General features: G+C 44.4%; 13 protein-coding genes. 2 read left to right on the forward strand and 11 right to left on the reverse strand.

Annotated features, from left to right (window positions below):
• Nucleotides 1-299 precede the first annotated feature (299 nt).
• Both argJ and argC read right to left on the reverse strand, forming a co-directional pair.
• Nucleotides 300-1,538: a bifunctional glutamate N-acetyltransferase/amino-acid acetyltransferase ArgJ gene (gene argJ, locus MHI55_RS28100; protein WP_340387778.1), complete on the reverse strand. Its 1,239-nt coding sequence runs from the start codon at nt 1,536-1,538 to the stop codon at nt 300-302.
• Between the two features lie 130 nt (nt 1,539-1,668).
• A complete protein-coding gene (gene argC / locus MHI55_RS28105; RefSeq protein WP_340387780.1) occupies nt 1,669-2,718 on the reverse strand; it encodes an N-acetyl-gamma-glutamyl-phosphate reductase in 1,050 nt (349 codons plus the stop codon).
• A 329-nt stretch (nt 2,719-3,047) separates the two neighbouring features.
• Between argC and cls the strand changes: the two genes are divergently transcribed.
• Nucleotides 3,048-4,496 carry a cardiolipin synthase gene (gene cls, locus MHI55_RS28110; protein WP_340387782.1) on the forward strand — a complete coding sequence of 483 codons (1,449 nt, stop codon included), beginning with the start codon at nt 3,048-3,050 and terminating at the stop codon, nt 4,494-4,496.
• Nucleotides 4,497-4,629: 133 nt separating this feature from the next.
• Here cls and MHI55_RS28115 read toward each other — a convergent pair whose 3' ends face one another.
• From MHI55_RS28115 to secA, 3 genes are all read right to left on the reverse strand, one after another.
• Nucleotides 4,630-5,538 (reverse strand): YitT family protein, encoded by a 909-nt coding sequence (locus MHI55_RS28115; protein WP_036612451.1) that lies wholly within the window; start codon nt 5,536-5,538, stop codon nt 4,630-4,632.
• Between the two features lie 131 nt (nt 5,539-5,669).
• A protein-coding gene (gene prfB / locus MHI55_RS28120) for a peptide chain release factor 2 (protein ID WP_101313559.1) occupies nt 5,670-6,783 on the reverse strand; the annotation gives its coding sequence in 2 pieces (ribosomal slippage) (nt 5,670-6,710 and nt 6,712-6,783; 1,113 coding nt in all).
• Between the two features lie 242 nt (nt 6,784-7,025).
• The gene (secA, locus tag MHI55_RS28125; protein WP_036667733.1) at nt 7,026-9,530 is read right to left on the reverse strand and encodes a preprotein translocase subunit SecA; all 2,505 of its coding nucleotides are present in this window, start codon (nt 9,528-9,530) and stop codon (nt 7,026-7,028) included.
• A 112-nt stretch (nt 9,531-9,642) separates the two neighbouring features.
• On the opposite strand from secA, the gene MHI55_RS28130 reads away from it, so the two are divergent.
• The gene (locus MHI55_RS28130) at nt 9,643-9,786 is read left to right on the forward strand and encodes a hypothetical protein (protein WP_164783431.1); all 144 of its coding nucleotides are present in this window, start codon (nt 9,643-9,645) and stop codon (nt 9,784-9,786) included.
• Between the two features lie 532 nt (nt 9,787-10,318).
• Here MHI55_RS28130 and raiA read toward each other — a convergent pair.
• The 6 genes from raiA to MHI55_RS28160 all read right to left on the reverse strand — a co-directional run bounded on the left by raiA (nt 10,319) and on the right by MHI55_RS28160 (nt 14,769).
• Complete coding sequence (gene raiA, locus MHI55_RS28135; protein WP_036667734.1) at nt 10,319-10,882, reverse strand: ribosome-associated translation inhibitor RaiA; 564 nt, start codon at nt 10,880-10,882, stop codon at nt 10,319-10,321.
• Between the two features lie 421 nt (nt 10,883-11,303).
• Nucleotides 11,304-11,501, reverse strand: a complete 198-nt coding sequence (locus tag MHI55_RS28140) for a cold shock domain-containing protein (RefSeq protein WP_017691992.1) — start codon at nt 11,499-11,501, stop codon at nt 11,304-11,306.
• A gap of 537 nt (nt 11,502-12,038) precedes the next feature.
• Entirely contained in the window at nt 12,039-12,374 is a 336-nt protein-coding gene (locus MHI55_RS28145; RefSeq protein ID WP_036612458.1) for a flagellar protein FliT, read from the reverse strand.
• The gene (gene fliS / locus MHI55_RS28150; protein WP_036612461.1) at nt 12,367-12,759 is read right to left on the reverse strand and encodes a flagellar export chaperone FliS; all 393 of its coding nucleotides are present in this window, start codon (nt 12,757-12,759) and stop codon (nt 12,367-12,369) included. Before fliS ends, MHI55_RS28145 begins: the two co-directional genes overlap by 8 nt.
• A 29-nt stretch (nt 12,760-12,788) precedes the next feature.
• On the reverse strand, nt 12,789-14,363 hold the full coding sequence (fliD, locus tag MHI55_RS28155) for a flagellar filament capping protein FliD (RefSeq protein WP_340387784.1): 1,575 nt from the start codon (nt 14,361-14,363) through the stop codon (nt 12,789-12,791).
• Nucleotides 14,364-14,379: 16 nt separating this feature from the next.
• Nucleotides 14,380-14,769, reverse strand: coding sequence for a flagellar protein FlaG (locus tag MHI55_RS28160; protein ID WP_036612465.1), 390 nt, complete (start codon nt 14,767-14,769; stop codon nt 14,380-14,382).
• Nucleotides 14,770-14,849 lie beyond the last annotated feature (80 nt).

Raw genomic sequence — 14,849 nt, forward strand, 5'->3', positions numbered from 1 at the left:
AAAAATATAACACTTTTATAAGGTCATAAAGGCTGGTAGGAGTCCATTCCGAATTCGGATTGTTCTTTTGATCGCTGTTGTCTCCAGGTTTCTTGAATTATCCCTATATAGGGGAACACCCGGAGACAAAGGCGACCGCTCCGCTTCTGCAGAATCAATTCCCTCTTCTCCATTACTATCGCTATATGTCCAACACCAAACAACAAGTTTAAATTTCATTGATAATTTTTGAAACATCTCACGAAACAGCTTCACAATAGAAGACAGCTGTTTCGCAAAACCTTTATCCCAAAGTCTTATTACGTGCGGTATGCGGCGTTAATTCGGACGTAGTCATACGTCAGGTCGCAGCCCCAGGCTGTTGCTGTTCCTTCGCCGTGGTGCAGATCTACCACAATGCGAACTGTATCGGTCTGCAAATAGGCCAAGGCCAATTCTTCGTCAAACACGACTGGGCGGGACTGCGCAAGTACCGAGATATCTCCCAAACGGATATCTACGGTATCCGGGTTCACCGGTTGTCCTGCACGCCCTACGGCTGCAATAATCCGTCCCCAGTTGGCATCAGCGCCAAACATAGCGGATTTCACAAGACTGGACCCGATGACGGTTTTGGCAATTGCCTGTGCGGATTCATCACTTACTGCACCTGTAACTTCTACCTCGACCAGTTTGGTTGCTCCTTCACCATCGCGAGCAATGGCTTTGGCCAGCACTTGGCATACATAGGTGAATCCAGCTGCAAAAGCATCCCAGTCCGGGTGCTCCATCGTCAGCTCTTCATTGCCTGCATATCCACTGGACATCGCTACCAGCATGTCGTTTGTACTTGTATCCCCGTCGACAGTAATCATGTTGAATGTATGATTCGTTGCCTGGCGCAACAGGCGCTGCAACGCTTCTGCACCAATGACCGCGTCAGAGGTCATGAAAGCGAGCATTGTCGCCATATTCGGATGAATCATACCCGAGCCTTTGGCGGCTCCCGCAATCGTAACCGTCTTGCCGTTAACTATAACGGAGACGCAGGCTTCCTTTTTCACCAAATCCGTTGTCAAAATCGCTTGTGAAAATTGTTCCGCTTCGTTAGACTCCTTGCCCATATGCGCTGGAAGTCCGGTGATGCCTGAATGTACAGCATCCATTTTGAGCAATTCCCCAATGACACCTGTGGATGCCACAGCCACGTCCTCTTCTGCCACACCCAACTCACGCGCAGCCGCCGAACGCATCGCATAAGCATCTTCTTCCCCTTGTTGCCCTGTACATGCATTGGCATTACCACTGTTAACGATAACAGCCTGAAGGCGTCCGTTGCTCAAGCTTTCGCGCGTTACTTTGAGTGGTGCCGCCTGAAACACGTTCGTCGTGTATACAGCAGCAGCTGTAGCCGGTACATCACAGCGGATCGCTCCGATGTCATTACGAGATGTCTTTTTCAATCCGCAGTGAAGTCCACCAGCAGTGAATCCCCTAGGGGTTACAATTGTTCCGTTCTCAACCACGGTAAAAGTCTGTTGCTCCACATTCGTTCCCATATCATATCCCCCGTATGCGTTCAGCTATATGCTGATGATCCGCCTGCTTGACCTGATCCGTTCTCCCTAAGTGACTCCGAGAAAGCACTTTACACCGAATGTCCCAGTGCTCCTCCTGAATTCCAATCCCTTATGGATATACCGGTGTCATGTTCAGCCCGAGGTTCTCCTCCCATCCCATCATCAGGTTCATATTTTGAATCGCTTGCCCGGAAGCACCCTTCACCAGGTTATCGATGACCGAAATAATCGTTAAACGCCCTGTGCGAGGATCCACCGCAAATCCGATATCACAATAGTTGGATCCGTACACTTCTTTGGTAGAAGGCCAGATGCCCGGTTCACGTACACGTACAAAAGGTCTGTTCTCATAATATTTGCGGTACAAATCCACGATCTCCCGGTCGCTGTGTTCCCCAACGAGGTTTGCATACATCGTACTCATGATTCCACGTGTCATTGGCACCAGATGTGTTGTAAAGGTAACCGTTACAGGCGTTCCCATTATACTGCCAAGCACTTGTTCAATCTCGGGAATATGTTGATGTTTATTCAGTTTATAGGCTTTGAGATTCTCATTCATCTCTGCATAATGATTTGTTAGACTTGTTCCGCGTCCTGCTCCAGATACGCCTGATTTGGCATCAATAATAATAGTAGAAGGATCAATCCAGCCTGCCTCTACTGCAGGGATCAGTCCAAGAAGTGTAGCCGTTGGATAACAGCCTGGGTTGGATATAAAATTCTGTCCCTTCACTTCTTCGCCATACACCTCAGCCATGCCGTATACCGCTTGTTCCAGCAAATCAGCTGAAGGCGCCGGATGTTTGTACCATTCTTCGTACACTGTTCCATCCTTAAGTCTGAAATCACCAGACAGGTCAATCACCTTAAGCCCTGCTGCTAGCAGGCTTGGTACAAGCTTTGCACTTACGCCGGACGGGGTCGCTGTGAATACCAGATCCGCACGACTCGCAATTTCAGCCGGATCTACACCGTCGAGTGGCCTGTGGATCACGTCCGTCAAATGCGGAAATCCATCTGCGATGGACTCACCACTGCTCGATGATGAGATCACCGATGTGATTTCAACCAACGGATGGTTCTGGAAAAAACGAATCAGCTCCACCCCGCCGTAGCCGGTGGAACCGACGATTGCTACTTTTAATTTGTTATTCACTCTCGCTCCCCCAATCTCGATGTATGCGCTACTTGTGCTATGTCCTTCTCTGAAGGATACTCGAACACAGCAATTCCGTCGCTTATATGCATATTTGTGTATTATTATACGACTCTGGTTATATAAATACAACACTCTATCATCAATTTCACATGGATTTCCATCCAATCCGAACATATCTTTTTTCTCATCCGGGACGAATAGGTATACATCTGTTAAAATACGTATTAGTAGGAAACATTACAATCAGGGTCTCATTCATAACTAACCTGCTACCAAGGACATATGAATAGATTCATGATGGTCATTATGAGACGTGGGGGACTATAGTGCATATCGAATCCATTTTACTTATTGTACTCCTTGGCCTGAATATTATTTTTGCGGCAGCAGTCGTTTTCTTCGAACGGAAGGATGCCAGCGCTTCATGGGCTTGGCTGCTCGTCTTGAACTTTATTCCGGTGTTTGGGTTTGTACTTTATCTTTTAACCGGTCAGAACCTGACCCGATACCGGCTTTTCCAGTGGAAAGAACGTAAGAAGCTCGGGCTAGAGGAACGTATTGAAGCCCAGCTCACGCAGTTGCACGATAACCGCACTCCTTTCCGCAACCAAGCAACCGAGACTAGCCAGGACATGATCTATATGAACCTGAAGCAGAACGGTGCTCTGTTAACAGAGGATAATGCCGTTGAGATCATTACGGACGGAACAGACAAGTTCCAACGGCTCTTGGACGACATCGAAGCGGCTCAGGATCACGTGCACGTACAATACTACATTTATAGAGGCGACCGTCTGGGCAAAAGAATTCGGGATGCACTCATCCGCAAAGCGCGGGAAGGTATCAAAGTCCGTTTGCTGTATGACGCGCTCGGATCACGGCGGGTATCAAAACGCTTTTTCAAAGAATTGCGCGAAGCAGGCGGTTTGGTTGAAGTCTTTTTCCCATCCAAATTCAGTCTGATCAACTTGCGTATGAACTACCGGAACCACCGGAAGATTGTCATCATCGATGGTAACTTGGGGTACACGGGCGGATTTAACGTTGGAGATGAGTATCTTGGCTTGAACTCCAAATTCGGTTACTGGCGCGACACACATCTGCGTATTCAGGGGAACGCCGTTCATGCACTGCAGACCCGTTTCCTTCTGGATTGGAATGAAGCATCCAAGCAACACGACACACCTTATGTTCCGGCGCATTTCCCTCATATCGAGGGTACAGGAAAGATTGCCATGCAGATTGTCTCCAGTGGACCGGATGCAGAGACTGAACATATCAAGAACAGTTATCTCAAGATGATTAATGGGGCCAAACAATCGATTCTGATTCAAACGCCTTATTTTATCCCGGATGCCAGTGTATTCGAAGCTATTCGTCTCGCGTGTCTGTCCGGCATAGATGTTCGCATCATGATTCCAAATAAACCCGACCACGCCTTTGTATATTGGGCTACGTTATCTTATATTGGTGAGTTGTTGAAGGTGGGCGCCAAAGTATTTATATATGATAATGGCTTCATTCATGCCAAAACACTTATCATTGACAGTTTGGTTGCATCCGTGGGAACCGCCAATATTGACTACCGCAGTTTCCGGTTAAACTTTGAGGTTAATGCTTTTATGTACGATGAAGCGATTGCGACAGCACTTGTACAAACCTTTGAGCACGACCTGCATGTATCGCGAGAGATGACGCTCGATGAATACCAAAAACGCAGTTTCATTATCCGCTTCAAAGAAGCCATTTCCCGTCTGCTATCTCCGATTTTGTAGCGGTCAATATTTATAGTAAAAAAACAGGCACATCCTCTCCCGTCATTTTGGAGAAGGATGTGCCTGTTTTTTTCTTGTCTTGAACTTCCGAACGTATGAGCCTACACGGCTCACTCACTAGTTTTCAACCCGTTCACACATGTTCTCCCCGCTTAAAACCTTCGCCAAGCACTTCGTGCGCGTTACTGATAATGACAAAAGCTCCCGGGTCCACAGACCGGATCAATGCCTTGAGTCTTGGCACTTCATTTTGCCCAACCACTACCATCAGTACGGTTCGTTGGTCGTCGGTGTAACCGCCTTTGGCCTCCAGCTTTGTTAATCCACGATCCAGATCATCCAGAATCACTTTGCTAATCGCTTCGGTCTGGTTGGAGATAATATAAGCCACCTTGGAAAAGCCCAGCCCCATCTCAACAGCATCGATCACTTTACCAGTAACATACAACCCAATCAGCGCATAGAGGGACTGCTCCAACGACAATACAAAAGCAGCCATAATAATAACCGTAGCATCCATGATGACTACACACAGCGAGTAACTCAATCCACTGTATTTCTGTACGATTCTGGCAAGAATGCTCATGCCACCTGTTGATCCTCTACCTCGGTATACAATTCCAATCCCTAAACCAACACCAATCCCACCATACAGTGAACCAAGTAGCGGATTCGTTGTTGGAATGGCCCAATCCTTCGTGAGATAAACTAACAGTGGCAGGACAATACTGCCCAATACCGAGCGAACACCATACTGCTTGCCAATGAGCAGGAAACCCGCAATCAAAAGTGGGATATTAATTGCCCATTGGGTATATGCCGGCTCCCAATTAAGCCATTCCTTGCCCAGAATTGATAACCCGGAAACCCCACCCGAAGCGATCTGATTTGGTAATAAAAATAAATTAAAGGCCACTGCAATTAAAAACGAACCTACAATGATAGATACCGTATCCACGACGTTTCTCCATGGACCATTGAGTGGAATGAGGCTAGTTATCCTCTTTTTGCGATTATTGTGAAGTTGTGATCGTTGTTGCATGTTCTCGTGCTCTCCTTTATGTGACTGATCAGTTGTTCGCTCATTTTTTCTATCCTATAAAATTATTCAAAAAAAAGCTCCCGTATACACCAGCATACGCCTACACGTATGGGTCCATACAGGAACTTATATTAATCGGTTTCTACTTTAATCTGGCTACGCAAATAACCATCGATGAATGCATCGAGGTCGCCGTCCATTACTGCCCCTGTATTTCCAGTCTCTACGCTTGTACGGTGATCCTTTACCATACTATAGGGATGGAACACATAGGAGCGAATCTGGCTACCCCATGAAATATCCGACTGATCTCCTCGGATTTCATCCAGCTGTTGTTTTTGCTCTTCAATTTTACGCTCATACAATTTCGAACGAAGCATCTTCATCGCCCGCTCACGGTTCTTGATCTGTGAACGTTCATTCTGACACGTTACAACTACACCTGTCGGAAGGTGGGTAATCCGCACGGCTGAGTCGGTGGTATTGATATGCTGTCCACCCGCGCCACTCGCACGGTAGGTATCAATCTTGAGATCCTCTGTTCGAATGTCCAATTCAATCGTATCATCAATCTCAGGAACCACATCACATGATACGAAGGACGTATGTCTACGGCCCGATGAGTCAAAAGGAGAGATCCGCACCAGTCGGTGTACACCCTTCTCGGCTTTCAGATAACCATAAGCATTGTGCCCCTTGATCGATAGCGTGACACTCTTGATCCCCGCCTCATCTCCTGGTAGATAATCCAGAACCTCAACCTTGAAGCCACGCTTCTCGGACCAACGTGTGTACATCCGGAGTAACATCTGTCCCCAGTCCTGTGACTCGGTACCACCTGCCCCCGGATGAAGCTCTAGAATGGCATCCATCTTATCATACGGCTGGTTCAGGAGCAGCTGAAGTTCGAACTCTGCCACCTTGCTCACGATCGCTGTGACGCTTCTACCGATCTCTGCAGCGAGGTCTTCGTCGCCTTCCTCGTCAGCCAGTTCTACCATCATCACCGCATCATCATAATCCTGTTGGAGTTTGGTGTATTGATCCACAGATCCCTTCACCGCATTTAGCTCAGCGATTACGGATTGCGCCTTGTCACTATCGTCCCAGAAATCGGGGGCAGACATCTTCACTTCGAAGTTGCCGATCATCTCTTGCTTCAGATCTAAGTCAAAGAGACCCCCTAAGGTTTGTTAGTTTTTTGCCTATTTCACGCAGGTCATGCTTCACGTTTGGATCGATCATGTGCAATTCCTCTTTTCATTAAGATAAGCTCCCCGCATCCAGGGGATTCCTCCAGATCAAGTATCCGATGCGTCACCCTGGTGTTGAGACTACTGTTGTATCAGTATATCTCTTCCCCGTGATCATGGTCATATTATTATAACTATGCACCATTAATCGGTTTTGCATCCTTCACTTCATCGTATGGAATACCCGGCTGCAAGGAGCCATTCATGTCATTCGTGTATAGAAAAAACCTCTAACTACTCTTGACCGTGGCAGTGTTTGAACTTCTTGCCACTACCGCATGGGCATGGATCGTTACGTCCGATTTGGTCAGAAACCTTCACTGGACGTTTCTCAGCAGGTTCACCGCTTGTCGAGATCTGACTTTCCTCAACAACCGCTTGACGCTCCTGATTGCTCTCGATCTGTGCTCTCATCACATAAGTCGCTACTTCTTCTTGAATCGAAGCGATCATCTGATGGAACATCTCGAAGCCTTCGAACTGGTATTCACGCAGTGGATCTGTACCACCGTAGGCGCGAAGGTGGATACCTTGACGCAATTGATCCATTGCATCAATATGATCCATCCACTTGCTGTCTACTGCACGGAGCACAACCACTTTCTCGAACTCACGAACCATCTCTTCGCCAATTCGCTCTTCACGTGCATTGTACTTGTTCTGAACTTTCGTGAACAGGAACTCGATGATCTCTTCTGCTTCCTTACCCCACAGATCATCTTTAGTTATGGAACCATCGTCCAGCAATTTGCTGTTCATGTAATCAGCAACTTCCTGAAGCTCCCAGTTTTCCGGGATATCGTCACTACAATGTGCTTCAACGATACGTTCAATGGAAGGCTTGATCATATCCATAACGATTTGTTTGATATTTTCGGACTCCAGTACCTCGCGGCGCTGTTTATATATAATTTCACGTTGTTGGTTCATTACATCATCATATTGGAGAACGACTTTACGCACGTCAAAGTTGTTACCTTCAACACGCTTCTGCGCTGATTCTACTGCACGGGTAATCATCCGGCTCTCGATCGGTTGGTCTTCTTCAAAACCAAGACGCTCCATCATGTTCAATACATTGTCTGCACCGAAACGTCTCATCAATTCATCACCCAGTGACAGGTAGAATTGTGTTGAACCCGGGTCACCTTGACGTCCCGCACGGCCACGTAGCTGATTATCAATCCGGCGTGATTCGTGACGCTCTGTACCGATGATATGAAGGCCGCCTACTTCAGCTACACCATCACCCAAGATAATATCTGTACCCCGTCCTGCCATGTTGGTTGCAATCGTTACTGCACCCGCTTGACCAGCTCCTGAGATGATCTCTGCTTCTTCCGCGTGGTACTTGGCGTTCAGTACCTGGTGTTTGACACCACGGCGTTTAAGCATGTCAGACAGGCGTTCAGAGTTCTCAATGGACACTGTACCTACCAGAATCGGTTGATTCTTACTGTGGCGTGCCACGATTTCTTCTACAACGGCATTGAACTTGCCATCGATGCTCTTGTACACGACATCTGCCATGTCATCCCGCTTGTTTGGGCGGTTGGTTGGAATTTGCAGTACTTCGAGACCGTAGATTTTTTTAAACTCTTCTTCCTCGGTTTTCGCTGTACCCGTCATACCCGCAAGTTTACGGTACATCCGGAAATAGTTCTGGAAGGTAATCGTAGCAAGCGTCATGCTCTCATTTTGTACTTCAATGCCTTCTTTGGCTTCAATCGCCTGGTGCAATCCATCACTGTAACGACGTCCAGACATCAGACGACCTGTGAATTCATCGACGATCATGACTTCCTCATCACTGACCACATAATCCACGTCACGACGCATGATTGCATTAGCTTTCAAGCCCTGTACAATGTGATGGTTGAGAGTTACATTGGCATGATCATACAAGTTCTCGATACCAAATGCTTTCTCTGCTTTTGCCACGCCCGCCTCAGTCAACGCTACGGATTTCACCTTAATATCTACCGTAAAGTCTTCTTCCGGCACCAAACGTTTCACAAAACGATCTGCTGCATAGTACATATCCGTCGACTTCTGAGCTTGTCCAGAGATAATGAGTGGCGTACGCGCCTCATCGACCAAGATGGAGTCTACTTCATCAATGATACAGAAGAACAATGGACGTTGTACCATTTGCTCTTTGTAGAGCACCATGTTGTCACGCAGATAGTCAAAGCCAAACTCATTGTTCGTTCCGTACGTAATATCACATGCATATGCATGTTGTTTCAACGCATGGTCCATACCGCTGAGGTTAACCCCAACCGTCATGCCCATGAACTCATAGATTTGTCCCATTTCCTGGCTATCCCGTTGTGCCAAGTAGTCATTGACCGTGACCACGTGTACACCTTTGGACATTAACGCGTTCAGATATACCGGAAGTGTTCCTACCAGCGTTTTACCTTCACCCGTTTTCATCTCGGAAATACGGCCTTCATGCAGAGCGATACCGCCCAGCATCTGTACATCGTAGTGACGTTTGCCCAGTACACGACGTGATGCCTCACGTACGGTTGCAAATGCCTCTGGAAGAAGTTCATCTGTCGTTTCTCCCTTTTCAATACGAGCACGGTATTCGTCCGTTTTACCTTTCAGTTGTTCATCAGACAACGCCTGAAATTGTGGTTCCAGTTTATTGATCACATCGACCGTCTTCATCAGACGTTTAACATCACGTTCATTCATGTCGCCGAAGATCTTTTTGACAAGTCCTAGCATGGTATACCCCTTTCGTGCAAAACAGAATAGACCCCCTGTTGCCGCCACGCGACACCATCGGATGGATATTGCATCCACTTGCCCGGGGGTGACAAACAATATAAAAAGTAATATGGATGAATCAACTCCAGGCTTGCCAAGGGTTCCTCATGAAGCTGATTCGGTATTCAAACGGATTCGGTTATTAAAAAGTAGCCGAAGCCCGAGCCTTGCGAATCATGTTCATGGTGCTGTGCCTGTCATTGATTATGATTAGCGATCATTCGTTGACAATTCCTCATCAGGACAATGATTCTCTTTGCATAAATTGTAACAGTTTGTAAGAGCCGCCGCAACACGCCACGGCACACTTCTTTGAACTTCTGAGACATATCAAATGGAGTTTAAGTGCAAAAAATCATAGTCGTTAGCGGAAGCGTTCGATTGTCATGTTTCGTTTTGCAGGATAGACAGCCCTGTCAACGAATTTTGATGGTAAATTTGGATGGAAATCTCAATATCCAGTTCTCGAATGTAGGTATACGAATATTTTCGTAAGCATCGGAATCTGGTGATAAACTTGTACCAATTATGATTATTCTTACTATCTATTAGACGCAACAGCATAGGGAATAGTTTCACCATTTTATTTCCAAAGGTGATTTCCCAGCTTCTCTACGCACAAAAGAGCCCCATCCCCTAAGGGATGGAAGCTCTTGTTAAGTCCAATCCAGGAAACTACAGTCCCTGTCTTCATTATTATTAGATATTCATACGCATGTCCGTTCCGATGATCCTGTACGTTAATATTAACCTTGTTCGATCAATCCGTACTTACCATCGTTCCGTTTGTAAACAACGCTAACTTCTTCACTGTCAATGTTGGAAAATACGAAGAAATTGTGACCAACCATGTTCATTTGGAGGATGGCCTCTTCCACGTCCATTGGTTTCAACATAAAGCGTTTCGTCCGTACGACTTCAAAATCATCGTCATCCGTATCCGTATCCAGTTCAGCAGTAGCTACAGTACCTGTTGGATCTTCAACGAAGAGTGTTTTCAGGCTGCCTTCCTGGCGGAACTTACGGTTAATTTTTGTTTTGTGTTTGCGGATCTGACGTTCCAGCTTGTCCACCACGGAGTCAATGGATGCGTACATATCGTCGCTCTCATCCTCGGCGCGGAGCACAATGCCTTTCAAAGGGATCGTCACCTCTACCGTATGCAAACCTCTCGTCGTGCTCAATGTAACAGCACCGTCAGAGTTAAGGGGTGCATCGAAATACTTCTCGAGTCTACTCAACTTTTTGTCGACATAATCCTTCAAAGCATCAGTAACCTCGATTTGTTGACCTCGAATACTTAAATTCATAGGGCACTCCTCCTTTTTCCTTTGCCACTTCATTATAACACGAATGTAAGCGCCATGTAAAAACTCCCGGTGACCGAATAATGACATCTGTTCAAGCCACATCTGCCAACGTAGGCATAACGCCATATTTCGCGATATTTCATCATATTCAGCCCTAATCGTATATTTACATGGTATGTCTTATTAGGCGCTTGATGATGTATTTAACCGTTTTTGAGCTACCTCAATCTAATATGTAAAATGAACTTCAATCTGTCTCTTGAATCTATTAAATTTAATAGAAAAATGTTCCTGGGATGATTCTCAAATTTCTAATCTATTGAATCAAAAAAAGACCCCGGAAAGTACCGGAGTCTGATGCTAGCGATAATTCAATTTGGTAACCATCTAACCATATATGTAGGTCGGATTGTCCGGATGATTATAATTTGATTACGTTAGCTGCTTGCGGTCCACGCGCGCCTTCGACGATGTCGAATTCTACGGATTGACCTTCTTCCAAAGTTTTGAATCCTTCGGTTTGAATTGCGGAGAAATGTACGAATACGTCGCCGCCGTCTTCAGTCTCAATGAAACCGTAACCTTTTTCTGCGTTGAACCATTTTACTTTACCTTGCATGCACTAACATTCCCTTCGTCATCAAATGAAGTGAAGCTTTCGGCCTTAACCTCTGCCCACAATTCAGATAATACCATCCAAAGTTATCCATTGTCAATTGGAAAAGTAAATGTTTTCTTGGAATTTTTTGTAGATTAATTGGGGATTGTGTTGAACGGTGGGATATCTTGAATATATCAGGTAAATGGCGGGTTGATAAGTCTATTTTTGATGTATTAATGATAGAAGCTTGGATGAGAGTCTACTGTTCAGATAACGAGTGAATAACAAAATTTACGAAAGTTAAACATTTCATAATTTACTATTAAAGTTAATTAGTATAAGAGGTTATTTTAGGACAAGCAGAAAATTGACCTGTACTAAAAAGTAGTAGATCACTAAAAACATGGCACTGTCTGCTTAAATCTATTAACTCATATTTATATGAGCAATCAAATTATTTAGTAAAACAATCTTCATTTTCATAGATAAGACGAGCTAACAGACTAAGCTTAAAATAAAACAGGGTAGATCTAAGACTACCCCGTTTTTAATATATCATTTTCTTCTATCCATTAGCATACTATCCGACGCATAGGTAGTCTCATATACATTCCGCTGCATTTTTGCTTGATTGCGCTTATGCAACCAATCTTGAGCCTCAATCCGAAGTGTGTTCATGCGATCAAGTAAAGTTTTATCATAGGCCAAAATCCGATGAACTTCCCCTTTTTGTTTTACATCCAGAGGAAAACTCTCACTCTCTTTAATTATAGCATCAACAATATGTTGTCGATCTTCTATGAAGGTTTCCAGTTCCTCATAGGAGGTCTCCTCAATCCGTTCAATAACTACCTGAGTCATAGTTGACAAGCGTTCAATAAGATTATCCATGAGCACTTTCAGTCTGCGTAGAGGCTAGTTTAGAGGCTTGCATCCAAGTCTCACGCAAGTCAGTCAAATATCCAATGGCTTCTTCAGCTTTTTCTGGACTTTTACGAATATTGGCTTCAATTAGAAGATAATTCGTATACTCATACAGAGCAAATAAGTTTTTGGATACATCATATGACTGGTCCAATGTAGACATAAGTTCACTAATAATAGTCTGAGCTTTACCCAGATTAAGATTTGCTTTTTCAATATCCTGGTTATTCAGGCCCTCAAGTCCAACTTTTACAAATCGGATTGCCCCATCATACAGCATAATAACCAATTGAGCTGGCGTTGAAGTCTGAACGGAAGATTGACGATATTTTTCATATGGAGATTTAATCAATTAGGTCACCCTCTATTATAAAATTTCTCTTAGCTTGTGGTAGAGAATAGACTGGACGACTGTGAACTGAGTTTGTTCATTGCTGTTTCCATCGCAGTGAACTGTTTATAATAACGAGTCTCTGTGTTTTCCAAAATTGTAAGCATATTGGTAATTCGATTATTGTACTCTTTGAGTTTCCTACCCATAGCACTTTCTTCTTTGTAACTGACTGTGAGATCAGCTGAGAATTTACTAGTTCCGACACGTGTAACGAGACTATCCAACGAACCTGATATTTTGTCTGCCAACTTGTCAAAAATACCATTATTCGCTTCGCTGCCTGTGCCTTGGAACAAATCGACCGCTTTTTGGGGATTCTCAGTCAAAGCTTTTTTCAAGACGACTTCATCCAGAACAATTTTGCCGCCTGAGTTGTAGGACCCCATTGTAATTCCCATCTCAGACAAAGCGACGACTTGCCCCGATATAATGCCTCTCATATTAGAAAGAGCTGATCTTAATAAATCATCATTCTTTAACAAACCGCTTTTGGCCTTGTCAGTCCAGTTAGTAATATCCGTATCTTTCATTGCAGTCTTTTGTTCGTCGGTCAACGGTTTGAAGTCACGATACTTATTCTCGTCTAACTTGGTATTCAACAACGTTATTAACGAGTTATAGTCCTCTACGAAGCTCTTAATGGTTTGCAAAGCAGTTTCAGTATCACTCGATGTCTTAATTGTTACCGGGGTATCACCAGTGGTAGGATTCACTTTAGGGTCTGTCTGGTTTACCGTTGTTTTCTCGACAGTTAACTGTATACCATTTATTGTAATCGTGTTACTTTGACTCTCATACATTCTGTCATTAACGAATATAAAAGCATTTTTGGCATCAGTGGTTTTATACTGATCAGTACTATTTTGAGGGTTGAAAAGATCAAGCAAACTATTATCATCAGTTGCCACAAGGTCTGCCTTACCATCCGTACCACTTGTTTTTGAGCTAATAATCAATTTCCCGCTTATCTCATCATACTTTGCAGTAACATTAGCATTGGTATTACCATTAATCGTAGCGACCATCGTAGCGATAGACGTAGATCCGGTGAATAATGACTTACCATTACTATCTGTAAAGCTAACACCATTAATCGTAAATTTAAACTCTTCAGCGTTGAGGGCAGTCCGATCTGCCTCTGTCAGTGTAGCTGGATCTGTACCATCTCTCATAATCTGCAAATCAGCCAAGGTTTTATTACTAGCTACAGGTGCAGCAAGACCGAAGGTTTCCACTGTCTTTCTGGTAGCTACTTGAGTGACACTAACTTTCATATCGATCCCGTTGGCAGTAGCTGAAGCTTCTGCTTTAAGGGCATCTGTGTTCCCACTCACTATAGCTTTTTGTGTATTTAATGCTGCACTCTTACCGTACTTATCAATGAGTTTGTTCGTACGAAAGTCTACGAGTTTACTATTGATTTCTCTATAACTATCACGTTTCCATTCAAGGATTTGCTTTTCCTGATTCAGTTTATCCAGTGGAATACGCTTGGCTGTCATCATGCTCTTAACCATGCTATCTACGTCCATACCTGAGAAGCCGTTAATACGTGTAACCATTCAATCCCTCCTATAATTATATTTTCTCGTCTACCAATATGCCTGCGATCTCCATCATTTTAGCTACTAAGTCCAGTGTTTTCTCTGGTGGAATCTCGCGAATAAGTTCCCCAGTATCTTTGTTCATCACTTTCACCATAATATCATGGGTCTTCTCATGTACACTGATTTCCAAAGTTGTTTCAGGACCCTGCAAAGATTGGACCGCACGTTCAATTGTTTTAATCAAGTGTTCGTCTGCAATCGAAATTTTGGCACCTTGAATTTCTTTTGTACTTAAATCTTTATAATTTTTAATAGCTGACGCTGAAGATATTGATTCACTTGCACTTTGAACAGGAGCTACTTCTGATCGGGGCTGTCCGTTAGATGCGCCGGATGCCGAGAAGGAAAACTGTACATTCATGTGCTCTATCCTCCAAGAACGCTTGATTTATTATATATATCGGTCAGTGGTCTTCGTTATTTTAGGAAATTCCTAGCAAA

It is taken from the genome of Paenibacillus sp. FSL E2-0151, assembly GCF_037993015.1.
GTDB classification, from domain to species: domain Bacteria; phylum Bacillota; class Bacilli; order Paenibacillales; family Paenibacillaceae; genus Paenibacillus; species Paenibacillus amylolyticus.

Coding starts and splice junctions, on each gene's coding strand:
- argJ (WP_340387778.1), bottom strand. CDS start 1,538: ATGGGAACGAATGTGGAGCAACAGACTTTTACCGTGGTTGAGAACGGA.
- MHI55_RS28115 (WP_036612451.1), bottom strand. CDS start 5,538: ATGCAACAACGATCACAACTTCACAATAATCGCAAAAAGAGGATAACT.
- MHI55_RS28160 (WP_036612465.1), bottom strand. CDS start 14,769: ATGAATGTACAGTTTTCCTTCTCGGCATCCGGCGCATCTAACGGACAG.
- MHI55_RS28140 (WP_017691992.1), bottom strand. CDS start 11,501: ATGCAAGGTAAAGTAAAATGGTTCAACGCAGAAAAAGGTTACGGTTTC.
- raiA (WP_036667734.1), bottom strand. CDS start 10,882: ATGAATTTAAGTATTCGAGGTCAACAAATCGAGGTTACTGATGCTTTG.
- MHI55_RS28130 (WP_164783431.1), top strand. CDS start 9,643: ATGGATGAATCAACTCCAGGCTTGCCAAGGGTTCCTCATGAAGCTGAT.
- secA (WP_036667733.1), bottom strand. CDS start 9,530: ATGCTAGGACTTGTCAAAAAGATCTTCGGCGACATGAATGAACGTGAT.
- MHI55_RS28145 (WP_036612458.1), bottom strand. CDS start 12,374: ATGGATAATCTTATTGAACGCTTGTCAACTATGACTCAGGTAGTTATT.
- fliD (WP_340387784.1), bottom strand. CDS start 14,363: ATGGTTACACGTATTAACGGCTTCTCAGGTATGGACGTAGATAGCATG.